Origin of the sequence: Actinacidiphila bryophytorum (genome assembly GCF_016916835.1) — a bacterium.
Classification (GTDB): domain Bacteria; phylum Actinomycetota; class Actinomycetes; order Streptomycetales; family Streptomycetaceae; genus Actinacidiphila; species Actinacidiphila bryophytorum.
The window spans coordinates 90065-110883 of record NZ_JAFFIX010000027.1 but is presented as its reverse complement, the minus strand read 5'-3'; the positions used below and the strand labels follow the sequence as shown (position 1 = coordinate 110883).

General features: G+C 71.7%; 22 protein-coding genes and 1 riboswitch. Of the genes, 11 read left to right on the top strand and 11 right to left on the bottom strand.

What is annotated here, in order from left to right:
* The first annotated feature begins 89 nt into the window (after positions 1-89).
* On the top strand, positions 90-968 hold the full coding sequence (locus tag JT723_RS29705) for a helix-turn-helix domain-containing protein (protein ID WP_205047927.1): 879 nt from the start codon (positions 90-92) through the stop codon (positions 966-968).
* Complete coding sequence (locus JT723_RS29700; protein ID WP_205047926.1) at positions 934-1218, top strand: DUF397 domain-containing protein; 285 nt, start codon at positions 934-936, stop codon at positions 1216-1218. Before JT723_RS29705 ends, JT723_RS29700 begins: the two co-directional genes overlap by 35 nt.
* Here the strand turns inward: JT723_RS29700 and eno are convergent.
* The gene (gene eno / locus JT723_RS29695) at positions 1205-2521 is read right to left on the bottom strand and encodes a phosphopyruvate hydratase (protein ID WP_205047925.1); all 1317 of its coding nucleotides are present in this window, start codon (positions 2519-2521) and stop codon (positions 1205-1207) included. The genes JT723_RS29700 and eno overlap by 14 nt on opposite strands.
* 177 nt (positions 2522-2698) lie before the next feature.
* On the opposite strand from eno, the gene JT723_RS29690 reads away from it, so the two are divergent.
* Positions 2699-3121 carry a MarR family winged helix-turn-helix transcriptional regulator gene (locus tag JT723_RS29690; RefSeq protein WP_205047924.1) on the top strand — a complete coding sequence of 141 codons (423 nt, stop codon included), beginning with the start codon at positions 2699-2701 and terminating at the stop codon, positions 3119-3121.
* A gap of 17 nt (positions 3122-3138) precedes the next feature.
* Here the strand turns inward: JT723_RS29690 and JT723_RS29685 are convergent, their stop codons facing one another.
* The gene (locus JT723_RS29685; RefSeq protein ID WP_205047923.1) at positions 3139-3870 is read right to left on the bottom strand and encodes an SDR family NAD(P)-dependent oxidoreductase; all 732 of its coding nucleotides are present in this window, start codon (positions 3868-3870) and stop codon (positions 3139-3141) included.
* Between the two features lie 89 nt (positions 3871-3959).
* Between JT723_RS29685 and JT723_RS29680 the strand changes: the two genes are divergently transcribed.
* The gene (locus JT723_RS29680; protein WP_205047922.1) at positions 3960-4385 is read left to right on the top strand and encodes a MarR family winged helix-turn-helix transcriptional regulator; all 426 of its coding nucleotides are present in this window, start codon (positions 3960-3962) and stop codon (positions 4383-4385) included.
* A gap of 329 nt (positions 4386-4714) precedes the next feature.
* Here JT723_RS29680 and JT723_RS29675 read toward each other — a convergent pair whose 3' ends face one another.
* A complete protein-coding gene (locus tag JT723_RS29675; RefSeq protein WP_205047921.1) occupies positions 4715-4990 on the bottom strand; it encodes a DUF4031 domain-containing protein in 276 nt (91 codons plus the stop codon).
* On the bottom strand, positions 4987-5331 hold the full coding sequence (locus tag JT723_RS29670; protein WP_205047920.1) for a DUF8819 family protein: 345 nt from the start codon (positions 5329-5331) through the stop codon (positions 4987-4989). The genes JT723_RS29675 and JT723_RS29670 overlap by 4 nt, the downstream gene beginning before the upstream one ends.
* A 71-nt stretch (positions 5332-5402) precedes the next feature.
* Between JT723_RS29670 and JT723_RS29665 the strand changes: the two genes are divergently transcribed.
* The 3 genes from JT723_RS29665 (at position 5403) to JT723_RS35540 (ending at position 7892) form a co-directional block, all read left to right on the top strand.
* On the top strand, positions 5403-6371 hold the full coding sequence (locus tag JT723_RS29665; RefSeq protein ID WP_205047919.1) for a MurR/RpiR family transcriptional regulator: 969 nt from the start codon (positions 5403-5405) through the stop codon (positions 6369-6371).
* Between the two features lie 145 nt (positions 6372-6516).
* The gene (gene murQ / locus JT723_RS29660) at positions 6517-7446 is read left to right on the top strand and encodes an N-acetylmuramic acid 6-phosphate etherase (protein WP_205047918.1); all 930 of its coding nucleotides are present in this window, start codon (positions 6517-6519) and stop codon (positions 7444-7446) included.
* Positions 7447-7511: 65 nt separating this feature from the next.
* On the top strand, positions 7512-7892 hold the full coding sequence (locus tag JT723_RS35540) for a DUF6281 family protein (protein ID WP_205047917.1): 381 nt from the start codon (positions 7512-7514) through the stop codon (positions 7890-7892).
* Between the two features lie 111 nt (positions 7893-8003).
* On the opposite strand, the gene groL is transcribed toward JT723_RS35540, so the two are convergent.
* The 4 genes from groL to thrC form a co-directional block, all read right to left on the bottom strand.
* Complete coding sequence (gene groL / locus JT723_RS29650; RefSeq protein WP_205047916.1) at positions 8004-9626, bottom strand: chaperonin GroEL; 1623 nt, start codon at positions 9624-9626, stop codon at positions 8004-8006.
* Positions 9627-9962: 336 nt separating this feature from the next.
* Entirely contained in the window at positions 9963-10166 is a 204-nt protein-coding gene (locus JT723_RS29645; RefSeq protein ID WP_009339379.1) for a cold-shock protein, read from the bottom strand.
* A 443-nt stretch (positions 10167-10609) separates the two neighbouring features.
* On the bottom strand, positions 10610-10885 hold the full coding sequence (locus JT723_RS29640; protein ID WP_205047915.1) for a MoaD/ThiS family protein: 276 nt from the start codon (positions 10883-10885) through the stop codon (positions 10610-10612).
* Positions 10882-12189: a threonine synthase gene (gene thrC / locus JT723_RS29635; RefSeq protein WP_372441393.1), complete on the bottom strand. Its 1308-nt coding sequence runs from the start codon at positions 12187-12189 to the stop codon at positions 10882-10884. Before thrC ends, JT723_RS29640 begins: the two co-directional genes overlap by 4 nt.
* 17 nt (positions 12190-12206) lie before the next feature.
* Positions 12207-12334, bottom strand: a riboswitch (SAM riboswitch).
* Positions 12335-12487: 153 nt separating this feature from the next.
* Here thrC and JT723_RS29630 point away from each other — a divergent pair.
* Positions 12488-13456: a glucosyl-3-phosphoglycerate synthase gene (locus JT723_RS29630; protein WP_205047946.1), complete on the top strand. Its 969-nt coding sequence runs from the start codon at positions 12488-12490 to the stop codon at positions 13454-13456.
* Between the two features lie 836 nt (positions 13457-14292).
* A complete protein-coding gene (locus JT723_RS29625) occupies positions 14293-15717 on the top strand; it encodes an alpha,alpha-trehalose-phosphate synthase (UDP-forming) (RefSeq protein WP_205047913.1) in 1425 nt (474 codons plus the stop codon).
* Here the strand turns inward: JT723_RS29625 and otsB are convergent.
* The 3 genes from otsB to JT723_RS29610 all read right to left on the bottom strand — a co-directional run bounded on the left by otsB (position 15698) and on the right by JT723_RS29610 (position 18335).
* Positions 15698-16558, bottom strand: coding sequence for a trehalose-phosphatase (gene otsB, locus JT723_RS29620; protein ID WP_205047912.1), 861 nt, complete (start codon positions 16556-16558; stop codon positions 15698-15700). The two genes, JT723_RS29625 and otsB, sit on opposite strands and share 20 nt — an antisense overlap.
* Positions 16559-16819: 261 nt before the next feature.
* The gene (locus JT723_RS29615) at positions 16820-17053 is read right to left on the bottom strand and encodes a DUF3263 domain-containing protein (RefSeq protein ID WP_205047911.1); all 234 of its coding nucleotides are present in this window, start codon (positions 17051-17053) and stop codon (positions 16820-16822) included.
* A gap of 7 nt (positions 17054-17060) precedes the next feature.
* Positions 17061-18335: an extracellular solute-binding protein gene (locus JT723_RS29610; protein WP_205047910.1), complete on the bottom strand. Its 1275-nt coding sequence runs from the start codon at positions 18333-18335 to the stop codon at positions 17061-17063.
* 180 nt (positions 18336-18515) lie between these two features.
* Between JT723_RS29610 and JT723_RS29605 the strand changes: the two genes are divergently transcribed.
* Complete coding sequence (locus JT723_RS29605; RefSeq protein WP_205047909.1) at positions 18516-19448, top strand: ROK family protein; 933 nt, start codon at positions 18516-18518, stop codon at positions 19446-19448.
* On the top strand, positions 19448-20608 hold the full coding sequence (nagA, locus tag JT723_RS29600; protein ID WP_205047908.1) for an N-acetylglucosamine-6-phosphate deacetylase: 1161 nt from the start codon (positions 19448-19450) through the stop codon (positions 20606-20608). Before JT723_RS29605 ends, nagA begins: the two co-directional genes overlap by 1 nt.
* Positions 20609-20819 lie beyond the last annotated feature (211 nt).

Here is a 20819-nt window from a genome sequence, read left to right as displayed (position 1 = left end):
CCCGTTTCCTCCCGCGCACTGCGTACTACGCGCTACTGTCGGTCATGGTGCTGGTCCCGCACGCCTCATAACCGCACGGGAGTCACGACATGGCCGACCGCAAACACGCCCCCACCACCGCCAAGACCCTCAACCCGGCGCAGTCGCCCCGCGCCATGTACGGCGCGGAGCTGCGTTTCCAGCGCATCCGCGCCGGGCTCACCCAATCGGCACTGGGTGAGCTGCTGTTCGTGGGCACGTCGCACATCGCCCGCCTCGAAAGCGGCGAGCGCCGCATCCACCCGGACATGGCCAAGGAGCTTGACCGCATCCTGGACGCGGGCGGTTTCTTCACTCGGTACATGGTGGCGGCGCGCGCCACCCCTTTCCGCGAACACTTCGCGGATATCCCCGAGTTGGAGACGGTGGCGCTCACGATCCACGAGTGGGAGCCGTCCCTCGTCCCCGGGCTGCTCCAGATTCCGGCGTACACGCTGGCGGTCATCAGGGGCTACGACCCCGTGGTCTCCGCCGAGGTGGTGAGCAAACGCCAGGCTGCCCGCCTGGCACGGGCCGAGATCTTCAAGAACCCGAATCTGCCGGTGTATTGGGCTGTGCTGGACGAGGCCGTGATCCGGCGCCCCTGCGGCGGCCCGGCGGTGATGACAGCGCAGCTGCGGCACATCTGCGACATGATCCGCAGCAGCCGCATCATCGTGCAGATCGTGCCGTACAGCGTCGGAACGCACGCGGGCTTGGGCGGGGCACTGAAGCTGATGACGTTCGAGGCTGACAACCCCGTCGTCTACGCGCCCGCGCAGGAAAGCGGGTCGCTGGTCGACGATCCCGCGACCGTCAAGCGGTGCAGCTTCACATACGATCTTCTCGGAGCGGCGGCCCTCCCGCCGGAGGCTTCCCTGACGCTCATGGAAGCAGTAGCCGAGGAGTACGAGCATGCATCTCAACGCAGCGGCGGTGACGTGGCGTAAAAGCACGTACAGCAGTGGCGACAGCGACAACTGCATCGAGGCCAGCGACAGCCTCACGCACGCTCGTTGGCGTAAGAGCACGTACAGCGACGGCACCGGCGGCAACTGCGTACAGGTCGCCGACGACGGCGCCGGCGTCGTACCCGTCCGGGACAGCAAGGACCCGCAGGGTCCCGTCCTGGCCTTCACGCCGGCGGCGTGGACCGCGTTCGTGGGGGCCGCCGCCCGGGGCGAGTTCACGCGCGTGTGAGGTCACCGCGGCGGATCAGCGCGCCGCCCGCGTAACGCGCCGAGGAGCCCAACTCCTCCTCGATGCGGATGAGTTGGTTGTACTTCGCCGTGCGGTCCGAGCGGGACAGCGAACCCGTCTTGATCTGGCCGCAACCCGTCGCCACCGCGAGGTCGGCGATGGTCGTGTCCTCCGTCTCGCCGGAGCGGTGCGACATCACGACGGTCCAGCCCGCGCGGTGCGCGGTCGCCACCGCGGCCAACGCCTCCGTCAGCGTGCCGATCTGGTTGACCTTGACCAGGACCGAGTTGCCGACGCCGGTGCGGATGCCCTCCCGCAGCAGCTGCTCGTTCGTGCAGAAGACGTCGTCGCCGGTGAGCTGGCAGCGGTCGCCCACGCGGGCGGTGAGGTCGCGCCAGCCGTCGAGGTCGTCCTCGGCCATCGGGTCCTCGACGGACACGACGGGGTAGGCGTCGATCAAGTGGGCCAGGTAGTCGGCGTGTTCGGTGGGGGTGCGCCGTACGCCCTCGCCCGCGTACACGTACACGCCGTCGTGGAAGAACTCGGACGACGCCGGGTCCATGACGAGGCCGATGTCGGCGCCCGGGCGGTAACCCGTGCGCTCGACGGCCGCGGTGACGAAGTCCAGCGCTTCTTCCGCCGTGCGCAGGGCGGGGGCGAAGCCGCCCTCGTCGCCGACGCCCGTGGAGTGCCCGGCGGCCAGCAGGTCGCGGCGCAGGGTGTGGAAGACCTCGGAGCCCATGCGGACGGCCTCGGCGAAGGTCGCCGCGCCCACCGGGGCGATCATGAACTCCTGGAAGTCCAGCGGGTTGTCGGCGTGGGCGCCGCCGTTGACGATGTTCATCATCGGCAGCGGGAGCAGGCGGGCGTCGGCGCCGCCGATGTGGCGGTAGAGCGGCTGGCGGTGGCTGGCCGCGGCGGCCTTGGCCGCGGCCAGGGAGACGCCGAGCAGGGCGTTGGCACCCAGCCGGGACTTGTCGGCGGTGCCGTCGAGCGCGACGAGGGCGGCGTCCAGGCCTGCCTGGTCGTCGGCGTCGCGGCCCACGGCCGCGGCGGCGATCTCACCGGTGACGTGGGCGACCGCCCGGTCCACGCCCTTGCCGTGCCAGCGCGCGGGGTCGCCGTCGCGCAGTTCCACGGCCTCGCGGGCGCCGGTGGAGGCGCCGGACGGGACGGCCGCCCGGCCGTGGGAGCCGTCGGCGAGGCGGACGTCCGCCTCGACGGTGGGGTTTCCGCGGCTGTCGAGGACCGTTCGGGCGGTGACCGAGCGGATGGTGGTGGGCTCGTATGCGGTGAACGCCATGGGGGTTCCTTCCCTCGGGGGGATGCCGCGGCCCTGCTGCGACGGCGTCGGCGCGTACCGCGACATGCCGAACTCTACAGCAATGCTGTTCAGTATGGCTGTACAGCTGTGCTGTAGAGATCGCCGTGCAGGTCCCGCGCAGGTCCATGCAGGTCAGGGCGGGAGCTAAAGTGCCGTATGCCCATCCCGGAACCCGCCACCGTCGCCGCAGAACTGCGTACCGCGATGGGGAAGCTCACCCGGCGCGTGAAGCACGAGGACCGCATCCCGCTCGGGCAGGTCGCCGTCCTCGGCACGCTCGACCGCGACGGGGCCATGACCACCAGCGATCTCGCCGCCGACCAGCGGGTCCGGCCGCAGTCCATGGCACGGGCGGTCGGGCTCCTCATGGACCAGGGCCTCGTCGCCCGCCGCGCCCACCCCACCGACGGCCGCAAGTCCCTCGTCGAACTCTCCCCCGCCGGCCGCGCCGCCCTGGAGGCCGAGCGCAGCCGCCGCGCCGGCTGGCTGGCGCAGGCCATCGAGACGGAGCTGACCCCCGAGGAGCGCCACCTGCTGGCGCGCAGCGCCGCCTTGATGGAACGCCTCGCCTCCCACTGAGCCCTTGAGCGGGCGGGTCAGATCATGCCCCCGGCCGCGTGCAGGGTCTGGCCGGTGACCCAGCGCCCGGCGTCGGAGGCCAGGAAGCCGACGATCTCGGCGATGTCCTCCGGCTCACCGAGGCGGCCGAGCGGCGTGCGGGCCTCGTCGCGCGCGACGACGTGCGCGGGCACGGTGTCGAGCACACCGGTGCGGGTCAGGCCGGGCAGCACGCTGTTGACCGTGACCGACCGGGGACCCAGCTCCCACGCCAGCGTCCGGGCGAGCTGGTCGCCGGCCGCCTTGCTCGCGGCGAGCAGCGCGGCGCCAGGCATGGGCGAGACGGTCAGGGCGGAGGAGATCAGCACCACCCGCCCGTGGTCGCGGATGCGCCGGGCGGCCTCGCGCAGCGCGGCGAAGGTGCCGCGGACGTTCGCGGCGAAGTGCCGTTCGAAGTCCTCGTCGGTGGTGTGCTCAAGCGGCCCCACCGTGGCCGTACCCGCGTTGTTCACCCAGACGTCCACGCGGCCGTACGCGTCCTCGGCCGCGTCGAACAGCGCGCGTACGGACGCCGGTTCGGTCACGTCGGCGCGGACCGCGGCCGCATGGCCGCCCGCCTCCTTGATACGGGCCACCGCCCGCTCGGCCGCCTCCTCGCCGCGCGACCCGATGACGACACGCAGCCCTGACGCGGCAAGCCGCTCGCTGACGGCCAGGCCGATGCCGCGCGAACCCCCGGTCACGACCGCGACCCGCTCTTCGATGTGCATGGTCCCTCCCCATGAATGACACTGTAGATGGTCGACAGGCTCGACCATTTAGTCGAGAGTGTCAACTGTCCAGGTTGTAGGCTGTCGACATGGCGGACACAACGGGCGATGACCTCACCGGGGCGCTGATCGACCTCTTCCGGGAGGTCGACGCCCTCTTCAGCGCGGTGAGCCGCCGCATGGGCATCACCCCGCAGCAGGCCCAACTGCTGTGCTTCGCCCAGCACCGGCAGCCCTCCTTCGGCGAGGCCGCGACCCTGCTGCACTGCGACAAGACCAACGTCACAGGCCTGGTCGACCGCCTCCAGCGGCGCGGCCTGCTCACCCGCGAGGCCGACCCGCACGACCGCCGCGTCACCCGGGTCCACCTCACCGCCGACGGCGAGGAGCTGACCGGCGACTTCCAGGACGCCGTCGACACCGCGGTCGCCGCCCGCTTCGCCTCCTGGCCCGCCGCCGACCGCGCCGCCCTCCTCCCCCTCCTCCGCGCCGCCACCACCGCCCTCCGGGCCTGACCCGCCCTTTCAGGGTGATTGCCCCTTGCGGTGGGCCTGCACCTTTCGGTGCATGGGTGATTGGTCGCGCAGTTCCCCGCGCCCCTGAAAACGCTCACCCTCCGCCCAGAGGGCAAGCCACAAGGGGCGCGGGGAACTGCGCGACCATCCCCCAGAGCTTCGCCTGGGAGGTGCCCCCACCACCCGCCGGTGGTCCGGCACGAACCGAACAGCCCCCTTCGGACGGAGACGACCCCCGCGCCCCTGAAAACGCTCGCCGCCCTGCGCAAGGGCGCCCCACGGCCCCGCGCCCCCAAAAACGCTCACCCTCTGCGCAGAGGGGCACCCTTCTAGGCACCCTCCCCCGGAGGGGGTTTGCGGCGGCGGAGGCCCGCGGTGTGGAGGTGGTGGACCAGGGTGCGGGGGGACGCGGGGATCGCGCCCAGGGCGAGGGCGGCGGAGTAGGACTCCGACGGGATGTCGTAGTGGTCGCGCTCGAAAGCGCGGCGCGGAGCCCCCAAGCGGGCAGCGAATTCGTGCAGCTCCGCGTAGGACGTGTCGCTGACGAGGTGGGACCACAGGCGCCCGTGGCCCGGCCACGTCGGCGGGTCGACGTAGATGCTCACCGGAGGGCGCCCACGGGGGCGACGACTTCCGCCCGCGCCGAGCAGACCCAGTGCGGGTCGGGGCCGAGTTCGGGTTCGACGTCGAGGGCGTGCGGGTCCTCGCACAGCGGACACAGGGGCCAGCGGCCGTACGCTGAGAGCAGGGCGTCCTGGACGTCCTGCGCCACCAGCCCGGGGACGTAGGCCGCACCGTCGGGCCACTGGTCGAGCCACCAGCGCCGCTGGGCGACGGCGTCCTCGACGAGGGAGACGACGGCGGGGCCTGCGACGTCGCGGGCGGTGAGGTCGGCGAGCACGAGTGCCCGGGCGGCGTGCAGCACCGCCTCTGCGGGGGCTTCCATGCCGTCCATTGTCCCGCGCCAGCGGGAAACGCCCTTGACGCCCCCCGCGGCATGAAAATACCTTTCATAAGGTGACCCACAGCGTGAAGGAAAATTTCCCCCCGAGCGTCCGTCCCGTGCGCGGCGCCGCGGACGCGCCCGTCATACCCGCCACGCCCCCCGACCCGGGGGCACTCGCTGCCAAGGTGCGTACCCTCGCCCCGAACATGACGCGTTCGATGCAGCGCGTCGCGGAGGCCGTCGCGGGCGACCCGGCCGGCTGCGCCCAGCAGACGGTGACCGCGCTCGCGATACGCACCGGCACGAGCGAGGCGACGGTCGTCCGGACGGCACGTCTGCTGGGTTACCCGGGCTACCGGGACCTGCGACTGGCCCTGGCCGCGCTGGCGGCCCAGCAGGCGGCCGGCGTCCCGCCGGCGGTGACCGCGGACATCGCGGTGGACGACCCGCTGGCCGACGTCGTCGCCAAGCTCGCGGCGGAGGAGCAGCAGACGCTGGCCGACACCGCCGCCCAGGTGGACATGGCGCAACTGGAGGCCGCGGTGACCGCGCTGTCCGCGGCCCGCCGCACGGACATCTACGGGATGGCCGCCTCGGGCCTGGTCGGCCAGGACCTGGCGCAGAAGCTGCTGCGGATCGGCCGGATCGCGCACGCGCACACCGACCCGCACCTGGCGGTGACGAACGCCGTGCAGCTGCGCCCCGGCGACGTCGCGGTGGCGATCACGCACTCGGGCGGCACGCACGACGTGATGGAGCCGCTGCGGGCGGCCTTCGACCGGGGGGCGACGACGATCGCGCTCACCGGCCGCCCTGACGGCCCCGTCACCCAGTGGGCGGACATCGTCCTGACCACGTCGAGTTCCCGCGAGAGCGAGCTGCGGCCGGCCGCGATGTCCAGCAGGACGAGCCAACTCCTACTGGTGGACTGCCTGTTCGTGGGAGTCGCGCAGCGTACGTACGAGTCGGCGGCGCCCGCGCTCGCCGCGTCGTACGAGGCGCTGGCCCACCGCCACCGGCCGCGTGGAGCCCGTGGCTGACCATGCACTGAAATAATGCGCTGAAACCACTTATCCGGACTTACGTGTCCGGACCTACGAGCCCCCCGCGCCAAGGACGACGGCCGGCCGGCCCATCCCCCCATGCCCGCACCTGACCACTGCGAGAAGGATGAACGAGCCGCAAATGCCCCAGTACACCGAGCTGCGCCGAGAGCTGGACACGCTGACCACCGAGGCGTTCCGGCCGGAGCTGGCAGAGATCGACCGCCTGCCGACCCTGGAGATCGCCCGCACGATGAACGGTGAGGACACCACCGTTCCCGCCGCAGTCGCCGCCCAACTGCCCAGCATCGCCGCGGCGATCGACGGCATCGCCGACCGGATGGCGCGCGGCGGCCGGCTCGTCTACGCCGGCGCGGGCACGGCGGGCAGACTCGGCGTACTGGACGCCAGCGAGTGCCCGCCGACCTTCAACACCACACCGGGGCAGGAGGTCGTCGGCCTCATCGCGGGCGGGCCCGCCGCGATGGTCACCTCGATCGAGGGGGCGGAGGACAGCCGGGAGCTGGCCGCCGAGGACCTGGACGCGCTCGGTCTGACCGCGGCCGACACCGTTGTCGGGATCTCGGCGTCGGGGCGCACCCCGTACGCCGTGGGCGCCGTCGAGCACGCCCGCGCACTGGGCGCGCTGACCGTGGGGCTGTCCTGCAACGCGGACTCGCCGCTGGCCGCCGCCGCCGACCACGGCATCGAGGTCGTGGTCGGCCCGGAGATCGTGGTGGGCTCCACCCGGCTCAAGGCGGGCACCGCCCAGAAGCTGGTGCTCAACATGCTCTCGACGATCACCATGATCCGGCTCGGCAAGACCTACGGGAGCCTGATGGTGGACGTGCGCGCATCCAACGAGAAGCTGCGGGCGCGCTCGCGGCGCATCGTGTCGCTGGCCACCGGCGCCGACGACACGGCCATCGAGCAGGCGCTGACCGCCACCGGCGGTGAGGTGAAACCGGCCATCCTGACCCTGCTGGCGAGGGTCGACGCCCCGACCGCCGCCCGCCTGCTGTCCGAGTCCGGCGGCCACCTCCGCAAGGCCCTGGAGTCCGCCGGCCGCTAGGGCGTGTCCGGAACCCCCTTCGCCCGAGGTGCGTCCCATCGGCACACCGAGACGAGGGGGGATCCGTGAACGGACGACGAGCGGCACTGACGGCGGCGGCGCTGGCAGCGGCAGGGCTGGCACTGGCCGGGTGCTCAGGAGGCGCCGGAGGCGGCGCCTCCGGCGCGAACGCGGACTGCGCGTGGCAACTCCACTACGGCGGCACGCTGTACGTCCTGGCGCCCGGTCAGGAGTCCGCGAAGGTGGTACCGCACAAGGGCAGCCCGCTGGGGCAGGGCTGGTTCGAGGGCTGCCAGGACGGCGGCGGCTCCGAGCCGCGGCAGACCGTCAGCGTCTACCCGGTCGCCGGCGTCGACCCGGGGCTCGCGGTGATCACCGAGGACGACGTCATCGGCGTCACCGACCCCGGGCACCTGCCCGCACCGCTGGCGATGCCCGCCAACTGACTCGGTCTGGACCCGCGGCTGAGCCGGCACACACGGCGGCGCCCCCTTCCCGTACCTGACGGGAAGGGGGCGCCGCCGTGCTTCGGACGGTGATCCTGGGGTGTCCCGGGATCAGAAGTCCATGTCACCGCCGGGCATGCCACCCGGGGCGGCCGGGGCCGCCTTCTCGGGCTTGTCCGCGATGACGGCCTCGGTGGTGAGGAACAGCGCGGCGATGGACGCCGCGTTCTGCAGCGCGGATCGGGTGACCTTCGCCGGGTCGATGATGCCCTCGGCGATCATGTCGACGTACTCGCCGGTCGCGGCGTTCAGGCCGTGGCCGATCGGGAGGTTGCGCACCTTCTCGACGATGACGCCGCCCTCGAGGCCGCCGTTGACCGCGATCTGCTTGAGCGGGGCCTCCAGCGCGAGCTTCACGGCGTTGGCGCCTGTCGCCTCGTCGCCGTCCAGCTCCAGCTTCTCGAACACCGCGGAGGCCTGCAGCAGGGCCACGCCGCCGCCGGCGACGATGCCCTCCTCGACGGCCGCCTTGGCGTTGCGCACCGCGTCCTCGATGCGGTGCTTGCGCTCCTTGAGCTCGACCTCGGTGGCGGCACCGGCCTTGATGACGGCCACGCCGCCGGCCAGCTTCGCCAGGCGCTCCTGGAGCTTCTCGCGGTCGTAGTCCGAGTCGCTGTTGTCGATCTCGGCGCGGATCTGGTTGACCCGGCCGGCGACCTGGTCGGTGTCGCCCGAGCCGTCCACGATGGTCGTCTCGTCCTTGGTGATGACGACCTTGCGGGCGCGGCCGAGCAGGTCGAGACCGGCGTTCTCCAGCTTGAGGCCGACCTCCTCGGAGATGACGGTGCCACCGGTGAGGATGGCGATGTCGCCGAGCATGGCCTTGCGGCGGTCACCGAAGCCGGGCGCCTTGACGGCGACGGACTTGAAGGTGCCGCGGATCTTGTTGACGACCAGGGTCGACAGGGCCTCGCCCTCGACGTCCTCGGCGATGATCAGCAGCGGCTTGCCCGACTGCATGACCTTCTCCAGCAGCGGGAGCAGGTCCTTGACCGCGGAGACCTTCGAGTTGACGATCAGGATGTACGGGTCGTCGAGCGACGCCTCCATACGCTCCAGGTCGGTGGCGAAGTACGCCGAGATGAAGCCCTTGTCGAAGCGCATGCCCTCGGTGAGCTCGAGCTCGAGCCCGAAGGTCTGCGACTCCTCGACGGTGATGACGCCTTCCTTGCCGACCTTGTCCATCGCCTCGGCGATCAGCTCGCCGATCTGGGTGTCGGCGGCGGAGATGGAGGCGGTCGAAGCGATCTGCTCCTTGGTCTCCACGTCCTTGGCCTGCTCCAGCAGGGCGGCGGAGACGGCCTCGACGGCACGCTCGATGCCGCGCTTGAGCGCCATCGGGTTGGCGCCGGCGGCTACGTTGCGCAGGCCCTCCTTGACCAGGGCCTGGGCCAGGACGGTCGCGGTCGTCGTGCCGTCGCCGGCGACGTCGTCGGTCTTCTTCGCGACTTCCTTGACCAGCTCGGCGCCGATCTTCTCGTACGGGTCCTCCAGCTCGATCTCCTTGGCGATGGAGACACCATCGTTGGTGATCGTGGGGGCGCCCCACTTCTTCTCAAGGACGACGTTCCGGCCCTTGGGACCGAGGGTGACCTTAACGGCGTCGGCGAGCTGGTTCATCCCGCGCTCAAGGCCGCGCCGCGCCTCCTCATCGAACGCGATGATCTTAGCCATGTGAAGTGTCCTCCGCGGACTGGGGGTTCCCCCACCGAGGCGGGGGGCGGTGGATCGGACCGTGTGGTGCCCGCGACGGACGGCCCGCCGTCCGCCGGTTCCTTCCCGACGCCCGGCCGAGCCTCACCAACCCGGTCCAAGTGGCACTCTCACTCGGAGAGTGCTAACGCCAATGATTAGCACTCACCCCCTGCGAGTGCAAGCGCCCCGGGCCTCCCGGCCCGCCCCGTCCGGCCTCCTTGCCCGGCCTTCCCGGACAACGGGCGAGGGGCCACCCCTGGTGGGGTGGCCCCTCGTGTCTGGCGTCGCGTCGGTGGCCGAACGCGTCCGAGCCGATCAGCCGGCGAGGCGGACCATGTCCGCCTGCGGCCCCTTCTGACCCTGCGAGATCTCGAACTCGACCCGCTGGCCTTCTTCGAGGGTGCGGTATCCGTCCATCTGTATCGCGCTGTAGTGGACGAAGACATCCGCACCACCGTCGACCGCGATGAAGCCGTAGCCCTTCTCCGCGTTGAACCACTTGACGGTGCCCTGAGCCATTCCTAACTCCCCTATTACTGGCCCTATCGCGGCCCCGCGCTCCGCGGGCCCGGGTCAGACCTCACCCCCTCAGGGGTGTGCGCCGGAACGCGTCGACCGCGGCTGAATGTATCTGCACGGATGCCGTCTGCAACAGGTCAATTGGACGAGAATTCTGGGCGCGACCGATCGGAAATACCCCAGGAAAAAACGATAATGCGGGTCAAGTCGGACCGGACATAAGGTACGTACCAGGTCTTATCGCTTGTGAATTTGGCGATAAATCGCCGCAGTTGATGCTCAGCAACCTCAGGAAGTGCCACTTGCCCCCGGCAACTGTACAGAGCTTCAACTACCGGCCCGCATGCGGGCGCCCCACCCGGGGACGAAAGCAGTTCCCGGATGGGGCGCGGGTTAAACGTCAGAGTGTCTGCGGATTCCTGTCAGGTCGGGTACCGTCCGGCTCAGCCGCCGGCGACCGCGGGAATGATCGAGACGCTGGCGCCGTCCGGCACCGCCGTCGCAAGACCCTCGGAAAAGCGGACATCGTCATCGTTGACATACACGTTCACGAAACGACGGAGTTTTCCGGTCTCGTCGAGAACCCGCGCGGAAATACCCGCATGATTCTTTTCGAGCGACTCGATCACCGCGGCCAGCGTGTCGCCCTCGGCCGGGACCTCGGCCTGGCCGCCGGTGTACGTGCGCAGGATGGTGGGGATACGGACGGAAGCACTCATGCGAGGCCAGCCTCTCGGAACGCGGCAACGGTGGGGCGGATGGTCGCGGTCGGCCCGGTGGTCGGGGACACCGCGTCCAGGGTCTTCAGGCCGTCGCCGGTGTTGAACACGACGGTCTCGGCGGCCGGGTCCAGCTGCCCGGTCTCGATCAGCTTCTTCAGCACACCGACGGTCACCCCGCCGGCCGTCTCGGCGAAGATCCCCTCGGTGCGGGCCAGCAGCTTGATCGCGTCCACGACCTGCTCGTCGTTGACGTCCTCGACCGCGCCGCCGGTGCGCCGGGCGATGTCCAGTACGTACGGGCCGTCCGCCGGGTTCCCGATCGCCAGCGACTTGGCGATGGTGTCCCGCTTGACCGGGCGCACCACGTCGTGCCCGGCCTTGAAGGCGGCCGACACCGGCGAGCAGCCCTCGGCCTGGGCGCCGAAGATCTTGTACGGCTTGTCCTCGACCAGGCCGAGCTTGATCAGCTCCTGCAGTCCCTTGTCGATCTTGGTGAGCTGGGAGCCGGACGCGATCGGGATGACCAGGTTGTCCGGCAGCCGCCAGCCCAGCTGCTCGGCGATCTCGTACGCCAGCGTCTTGGAGCCCTCGCCGTAGTACGGCCGCAGGTTCACGTTGACGAAGCCCCAGCCCTCGCCGATCGGGTCGCCGATCAGCTCCGAGCAGAAACGGTTCACGTCGTCGTACGAGCCCTCGATCGCGACCAGCTCGCCGCCGTAGACCGCGGCCATCACGACCTTGCCCTCCTCCAGGTCGTGCGGGATGAACACGCAACTGCGGAAGCCGGCCCTGGCGGCAGCGGCGCCCACCGCACCGGCCAGGTTGCCGGTGGACGAGCAGGACAGCGTGGTCAGGCCGAAGGTGCGGGCCGCCTCAAGGGCGATCGCCACGACCCGGTCCTTGAAGGAGTGCGTCGGGTTGCCCGAGTCGTCCTTGACGTACAGGCCGCCCGTCACGCCCAGCTCGCGCGCCAGGTTGTCGGCCTTGACGAGCTTGGTCCATCCCGGGTTGAGGTTCTGCTTCTGCGTGACGTCAGCGGGCACCGGCAGCAGCGGTGCGTAGCGCCAGATGTTCGCCGGTCCCGCCTCGATACGCGCCCGCAGGCCCTCCGGGTCGCCCACCGGCAGGTCGTACGCCACCTCCAGCGGCCCGAAGCACTCCAGGCACGCGAAGACCGGGGTCAGCGGGTAGCGGGTGCCGCACTCCCGGCACGACAGGGCGGCGGCAGGGCCGAACGGGGTTTCCTGAGGATTTTCCGCGGAGGTGCTGGTGCTCTTACCGGCGACGGTCTGCACAGCCATGATGGCGAGGCCCTTTCTCCTCATCTTCCTCGCGGCGGACGTCGCCACGAGACGGAATTGGCACCTTCCCCACCATGACCTCGCGGTCGGCGGGAGGGTTGCCGGGGCTTCAACGGGCCGTTCCCTCTGCCCCTCTGGATGAGCGGTATGGCTCCGGGCGACTCAGGCCCGGGCGTTTGTCCTGCCGCGGCACCCCGGCATGCGGGGCTCACGAGCATTGTTCAAGACTGTAACCGACGAGGGTGACCGTTGAGATAGTCGTCCGAACCGCGAGATGGATCACACAGGAGACGCGCACGTGCTCGAAGAGGTGGAGAGCTGGCTGGCCCGCCGCTCCTGGTCGGCCGCCGACCGGCCGCTCGACCTGCTGCTCGCCGCGAAGCGGGCGGCCGGTCCCGCGGGGACCGTCAGCGTGGTGCTGCCCGCGCTGGACGAGGAGGCGACCGTCGGCGCGATCGTCGAGGTCATCAGGCGCGACCTCATGACCGCGGACGTGCCGCTGGTCGACGAGGTCGTCGTCGTGGACTCCGGGTCCCGCGACGCCACCGCCCGCGTCGCCGCGGACGCCGGCGCCACCGTCGTCGCGCGGGACGCCATCCTGCCGAGGGTGCCGGCCGTCGCCGGCAAGGGCGAGGTGCTGTGGCGGTCGCTGCTGGTCACCAGCGGGGCGATCGTGTGCTTCGTGGACGCGGACCTGCGGGAGTTCGACTCCCGCTTCGTGTCGGGGATCGTCGGGCCGCTGCTCACCGAGCCGGCGGTGCAGCTGGTCAAGGCGATGTACGACCGCCCGCTGGAGACCGGCGGCGCCGTCGTGCCCGCCGGCGGCGGGCGGGTCACCGAGCTGGTCGCCCGCCCCCTGCTCAACCTCCACTGGCCGCGGCTGGCCGGTTTCGTCCAGCCCCTCGGCGGCGAGTACGCGGCCCGCCGCACGCTCCTGGAACAGCTCCCCTTCCCCGTCGGGTACGGCGTCGAGCTGGGCATGCTCATCGACTCCCTCGCCCTCGCCGGCCTCGACGCGCTCGGCCAGGTGGACGTCGGTGTGCGACACCACCGCCACCAGGACGGCCAGGCGCTGGGGCGCATGGCCGCGGCCATCTACCGCACCGCGCACCTCCGCCTCGCCGGCCGCGCCCACCTGGTCCGCCCGGCCCTCACCCAGTACGACCGCGCGTCCGGCCGCTTCGTCCCCTCGACCCACCCGGTCGACACCGAGGAACGCCCCCCGATGCTGAACGTCCCCGAATACCTCAGCCGCCCGGCTGCCTAGGCCGTGTTTTGGAAGTAGCGCCGTCCGCCCACAGGGCGGGCCCCGCGGCGTCTGGTGCGTGCGATCGCAAAGCGGAGGGTCGTCCTCGTAGTGGGCCTGCTCGGACGACTCCGACAACGCAGCGAGCGTGCGTGCCAGGCGTCGCGGGGCAGGCGGGACTTCCAAAACACGGCCTAGCCCCTCCGGGGCGGGTTCCCGCCAGGGGGTGCCGCTGCGGTCGGCGGTGCTCTCCAGCGGCGCGGGGAACCGCGCGCGCAGCCTCCCCCAGGGCTTTGCCTGGGGGTGCCCCCATCTCGCTTCGCTCGCGGCCGGTGGTCCGGCTCCGACAGGAACAGCCCCTTCGGGGCGGTGACGACCCGCGCGCCCGGTGGGGGCTTGGCGCGCAGTTCCCCGCGCCCCTGATGGCTTGCCCTCTGCGACAGAGGGTGACCGTTTTCAGCGGCGCGGGGAACCGCGCGCGCAGCCCTCCCCCAGCGCTTCGCCTGGAGGTGCCCCCACTCGCTTCGCTCACCGGCCGGTGGTCCGGCTCCGACAGGAACAGCCCCTTCGGGGCGGTGACGACCCGCGCGCCCGGTGGGGGCTTGGCGCGCAGTTCCCCGCGCCCCTGAAAAGCACCGCCCTACGCATGGGCACCCAGCTCAGGCCGCGCGGCCGGCAAGAAGCACCCCCTGCGGAAGGGGACCGCCCGGGACGTCGCGGCCTGAAAAGGCTCGCCGCCCTGCGCAAGGGCAACGCACACCCGCGCCCCGGAGGGGCTGGCGGATTACGGAAGGGGCATGCGGGGGCGGGGTGGCCCGGGAGGTTTGAGGCGGGCACTACGTGGCAAGGCTCGGCGCATGGACGGATCGTCGCGTGCTGCCCGGATTCTGGTCGCGTCCAACCGCGGCCCGGTGGCCTACAGCGTCGGGGACGACGGTGAGCTGCGCAGCAGACGCGGCGGCGGCGGTGTCGTGTCCGGGCTGAGCGCGATCGACTCCGCGGGTGAGTCGCTGTGGGTGTGCGCCGCCCTCACCGACGGCGACCGGGAGGCGGTGCGCCGCGGCACCGCGGAACCCGGCTCGCGGATGATCTCCGTCGAGCCGGCCGTCTTCCACGCGGCCTACAACGACATCGCCAACTCGGTGCTCTGGTTCGTGCACCACATGCTCTACCAGACCCCCCTCGAACCCGCCTTCGACGAGGACTTCCGCCACCAGTGGGCGGCCTACGAGACGTACAACGCCGCCTTCGCCGACGCCCTGGCCGAGGAGGCCGCACCGCAGGCGTCCGTCCTGGTGCAGGACTACCACCTGGCCCTGGTCCCGGCGCTGCTCCGGGCGCGGCGCCCCGACCTGCGCATCGGGCACTTCTCGCACACCCCGTGGGCACCGCCGGACTACTTCCGGCTGCTGCCCGACGACATCGCGGCGGCCGTCCTCGACGGCATCCTCGGCTCGGACCGCGCCGCCTTCCTGACCCGCCGCTGGGCGGACGCCTTCGCCGCGTGCTGCGCCGACGTCCTGGGCGCGGAGGTCTCCGCGGACGGCCGCGAGGTGACGCACCGCGGGCGTACGACCCGGCTCGGCGTGCACGGCCTGGGCGCGGACGCCGACTTCCTGCGCGAGCGCGCCGCCCGCGACGACGTGGCCGAGCGGATGGCCGCGCTGCGGGCCGAGGCAGGCCCGGGGCGCAAGCTCGTCGTCCGGGTGGACCGCACCGAGCTGTCGAAGAACATCGTGCGCGGCCTGTACGCGTACCGCAGGCTGCTGACGGACCGCCCCGGCTGGCGCAGCCGGGTGGTGCACGTGGCCTTCGCCTACCCCTCGCGCCAGGACCTGGCGGTGTACCGCGAGTACACCGAGGAGGTCGGCCGGGTCGCCGCCGAGATCAACGAGGAGTTCGGCACCGCCGACTGGCAGCCGGTGCTGCTCAAGGTCGACGACGACTTCCCGCGCTCGCTGGCGGCGTACCGCCTCGCGGACGTGGCGCTGGTCAACCCGATCAGGGACGGCATGAACCTGGTCGCCAAGGAGATGCCGGTGGTGTCGGACAACGGCGTCGCCCTGGTGCTGTCCCGCGAGGCGGGCGCGTACGAGGAGCTGGGCGGCGACGCGATCGTCGTCAACCCCTACGACGTCAGCGCCACCGCCCAGGCGCTGAACGACGCCCTGACCCTCCCCGACGCCGAGCGCGCCGACCGCACCAAGCGCCTCGCGGCGGCGGCGACCGCACTGCCGCCGACGCAGTGGTTCCTGGACCAGGTCAGCGCGCTGGAGGCGTGATCGCGTCGGCGATGGCGTCGAGCAACGCGACGACTCCGGCCGGGCCGGGGACGACCAGGTCGGCCTGCGAGGTCAGCTCCTTGGGCGAGTCGGCGCCGCCCGCACTGGCCACCAGCACCCCGGGCAGGCCCTGTTGGCGCAGTTCGTGCACCGCGGCATAGGCGGCGAGGTCGCCGAGGTCGTCACCGCCGTAGAGGACGCAGCCCGCGTCCACCTCGCGCAAGTACGCCGCCAAGGCCACGCCCTTGTCCACGCCCGGCGGGCGCAGCTCCAGGACGTAGCGCCCCGGCTCGACCACCAGGCCGTGGTCCGCGGCCAGTTGGGACAGCGGGGCGCGCAACGCCTCGAAGGCGGCGTCCGGGTCCTCCGTACGCCGGGTGTGGACGGCGACCGCCCGGCCGGCCTTGTCCTCGATCCAGGTGCCCTGCCAGGCGCCGTTGCGGTCGAGGAAGCCGGGCAGTTCCGCGCGGACCGCGGTGACGCCGGGGTGCGCCCCCGCGTTGTGCACCTCGGCGGTGTGCGCGTCCCAGCGCTCGGCGCCGTAGTGGCCGAGCACCACCAGGTGGTCCAGGGCCGGGACCCCGGCGAAGCCGCCGTAGCGGACCGCGACCCCGGCCGGGCGGCCGGTGACCACGGCCACCGCCGCGAGGTGGGGCGCCAGGCGTGCCAGCGCCGGGACCGCGCCCGGGTGGGCGCGGGCCTGCTCGGGGTCGGGGACGATCGGGGCCAGTGTGCCGTCGAAGTCCAGCGCGACGACCGCGCGCTGCGGGTGCGACAGCAGTGCTGCCAGGCCTTCTTTTCCTTCGGGAGTGGTGGGGGTCGGGATCTCCGCGGAAGCCATGCCTTGACCTTACCGGTCCCCCCCACGGGGGGTGCGGCTGTCGTCGCGGGACCTTCTCCCAGTGGTGGGCTTGTCGCGCAGTTCCCCGCGCCCCCAGGTGGGTGCCACTGCTGTGGGCTTGCACCTTTCGGTGCGTGGGTGATTGGGCGCGCAGTTCCCCGCGCCCCTTTTGGCTTGCCCTCTTCCCGGAGGGTGAGCGTTTTTGAAGGGGCGCGGGGAACTGCGCGACCAGCCACGACGGCGGGAAGGTCGAAGGAAACCTCAGCGCTCGCGGCGGCGCTCGGCGCGGGTGGTGCGGAGGCGGTTGACCGTGACCGGGGCGTGGGCCAGGGCGCGGGGGTCGTCGAGGAGGGCGTTGAGGAGCTGGAGGTAGGCGGTCGGGGAGATGCCGAGGCGTTCGCGTATCGCGCGGTCGCGGGCGCCCGGGCCCGACCAGGTCCTGGACGCGAAGTCCAGGACCTCGATGTCCCGCGCGGACAGCTCCTCTTGGCTCACGAAGGGCCTATTTCCCGCCCTGCGCGGTGGCGAACCGCTGCAGGACGCCGAGCACCTGCTTGGGGTCGCCGTCCACGGCGGAGCCGATCGTCTTCTTGACCTGGTCGCTGACCGGCCCCCAGGAGGTCTTGTCGACGGGGTAGAAGACCGCGTCGGGCAGCCGGTCGAGGAACTGCAGCAGGTCCGCGTCCTTGGGGTTGTGCTCCATCGCCTGCGAGGCGCTGGTGGTCACCGGCAGCAGGCCGTACTGCTCCAGGAACTTCAGCGAGTTCTCCGGGCTGTAGACGTACTGCAGGAAGGCGCTGTCCGCCTTGAGGTGGTCGTCCTTCTGCTTGAACGCCATCATCCAGTCGGCCACACCCAGCGTGTCGGACAGCGGGCCGCGCTCGCCGGGCAGCGCGGCGACACCGACGTCGATGTGCGCGGCCTTGGCCTGGGCGAGCAGCGTCGGGTGGCCGTTGATCATGGCGGCGTCGCCGGACAGGAAGTCGGAGAAGACGGTGCGGCGGTTGGTCTTGGCGGGGTCGCCGGGGCCGGTGAGGCCCTTCGCGACGAGGTTGTCCTTGACCCAGGTGAAGGCGGCGACGTTCTCGACGGAGTCGAAGGTGTAGCCGCCGACGGTGTCGGTGTAGCCGCCGGAGGCGCCGAGCATCCACATCAGGGACTCGGCCTGCGCCTCCTCCGTGCCCAGCGGCAGCCCGTAGGGCACCTTGACGCCGTGGTCCTTGAGCCTGCCCGCGTCGCGTGCGACGTCCGCCCAGGTCGCCGGCGCCTTCTTGATGCCGGCCTGCTTGAACAGGGCCTTGTTGTAGAAGAACAGCCGCGAACTGGACGCCCACGGCAGGCCGTACTGCACCCGGCGGACCGAGCCGGCCTTGACCAGCGAGGGGATGAAGTCGGCCTGCATGCTGATCGGGAAGAGGTCGTCGGCCGCGTAGAGCATGCCCTTGGACGCGTAGTCGGCGTAGGAGCCGATCTGCGCGATGTCGGGGGCCTGGCCGGCCTTGGCCATGGCCGCGACCTTGGCGTCGACGTGGTCCCAGTCGACGACCTGCACGTCGACCTTGATGTGCGGGTTCTTCTGCTCGAAGGACTTGACGAGGGCGTTCCAGTACTCCGTCGAGCTGTTGTGCGTCTTGGGGTCGCCGTAGTCGGCGGCGACCAGGCGCAAGGTGACGTCCTTGTCCGAGCTGCCGCTGCAGGCGCTGAGGCCGGTCGCGGCGAGTACGGTGCCGAGTCCGGACGCCACAAGGCTGACAAGTCTTCGTCGCTGCACGCTCATGCTCCGGTTACCGCTTTCGAGGATGGAGGGTCCGCGGAAGCGCAGAGTCTTCCCCACAGGTTCACCCAAGGTCTACACCACCGCCGGAATCCGTCATTCAGCGGGTCGCGGTATGACGCCACGGATCTTCCTCGACGAGTGGACTAGACCTTTACAGGGGTTACCCGCGAGACTGTCCCCGTGAGACATGTCATCGCCCTTGATGTGGGTGGCACCGGGATGAAGGCCGCGCTGGTAGCAGCCGACGGCACCCTGCTGCACGAGGACCGCAGGCCCACCGGCAGGGAGCACGGCCCCGACGCCGTCGTGACCGCGATCCTGGACTTCGCCGCGGACCTGCGCGCCCACGGTGCCCGCGCGTACGGCGAAGGAGCCGCCGCCGCGGGCGTCGCCGTGCCCGGCATCGTGGACGACGTCAACGGCATCGCCGCGTACTCCTCCAACCTCGGCTGGAAGGACGTGCCCCTGCGGGCGCTGCTGTCGGAACGGCTCGACGGCGTACCCGTCGCCCTCGGCCACGACGTACGCAGCGGCGGCCTCGCAGAAGGCCGCATCGGCGCGGGCCGCGGCACCGACCGCTTCCTCTTCCTCGCCCTGGGCACCGGCATCGCCGGCGCCATCGGCATCGACGGGCGCATCGAGGCCGGCGCCCACGGCTTCGCCGGCGAACTCGGCCACTGCGTCGTACGCCCCGGCGGACCCGAGTGCACCTGCGGGCAGTACGGCTGCATGGAGATCCTCGCCTCCGCCGGCGCCGTCTCCCGCGCCTGGGCCGCCGCCAGCGGCGACCCCGAAGCCGACGCCGCCGACTGCGCACGCGCCGTCGAAGCCGGCGACCCGCGCGCCACCGAGGTCTGGCGGGACGCCGTCGACGCGCTGGCCGCCGGCCTGGTCACCGGGCTCACCCTGATCGACCCGCGGGTCATCATCATCGGCGGCGGCCTCGCCGAAGCCGGCGACACCCTCTTCGGCCCGCTGCGGGCGGCCGTCGAGGAGCGCACCACCTTCCAGAAGCTCCCCCTCATCGTCCCCGCCGCCCTCGGGGACACCGCTGGATGCCTGGGCGCCGGCCTGCTCGCCTGGGATCTACTCTCCGTGGAGGTAACCGCCTGATGGCCCCCGTAACGACAACGCAGCGCACGGTGCTGGCGGGTGCCCGTGTGGTCCTGCCCACGGGTGTGGTGGAAGGCGGCCGGATCGCGGTCGAGGGCACGCGCATCGCGGCCGACACCGGGCCGCTGCCCGACGACGTCGTCCTCGACCTGTCCGCGGGCCACACCGTCGTCCCCGGCTTCGTGGACATCCACAACCACGGCGGCGGCGGCGCGTCCTTCACCTCCGGCACCGCCGAGGACGTGCTCACCGGGGTGCGCACCCACCGCGAGCACGGTACGACCACGCTGGTCGTCTCCACCGTCACCGAGACGATGGACGCGCTGATCCGGCAGGCCGGGATGCTCTCGGAACTCGTGGAGCAGGGCGAGATCGCCGGCATCCACTACGAGGGGCCCTTCATCTCCCCCTGCCGCAAGGGCGCCCACGACGAGGGCCTGCTGCGCCACCCCGACCCCGCCGACGTGCGCAAGCTCGTGGAGGCCGCGCGCGGCACCGCGAAGATGGTCACCCTCGCGGCCGAACTGCCCGGCGGCATCGAGTCCGTACGGCTGCTCGCAGAACTCGGCGTCATCGCCGCGATCGGGCACACCGACGCCACGTACGAGCAGACCGTCGAGGCGATCGAGGCGGGGGCGACCGTCGCCACCCACCTCTTCAACGCGATGCCGCCGCTCGCCCACCGGGCGCCGGGGCCGATCGCGGCGCTCCTGGAGGACGAGCGGATCACCGTCGAACTCATCAACGACGGCACCCACCTGCACCCGTCCGTGCTCGAACTCGCCTTCGGCACGGCAGGGGCCGACCGGGTCGCCTTCATCACCGACGCGATGGACGCCGCCGGGTTCGGCGACGGGCTCTACGACCTCGGCCCGCTCAAGGTCGAGGTCCTCGAAGGCGTCGCCCGCCTCGTCGAAGGCGGCTCCATCGCCGGCTCCACCCTGACGATGGACACCGCCTTCAAGCGCGCGGTCACCCTCGACGGCCTGTCACTCCCCGACACGGTCCGCGCGGTTTCCACGAACCCCGCGCGGTTGATCGGGCTCGCCGACCGCGTCGGCACGCTCGCCCCGGGCATGGACGCGGACCTCGTCGTCCTGGACGAGTCCTACGACGTCACGGCCGTCATGCGTCAGGGCACCTGGCTGAAGCACCCCTGACGCCCACTTCCGCCCAGAGGGCGAGCGTTTTTAGGGGCGCGGGGAACTGCGCGCGCAACCCACCACCGGCCGGTGGTCCGGAGCGAACCGAACAGCCCCTTTCGGACGGAGACGACCCGCGCGTACGTGGTGGGCTTGGCGCGCAGTTCCCCGCGCCCCTTGTGGGTGCCCTCTGCGGAGCGGGCATCGCGGGGAGCCCCCCGGGGTCGGC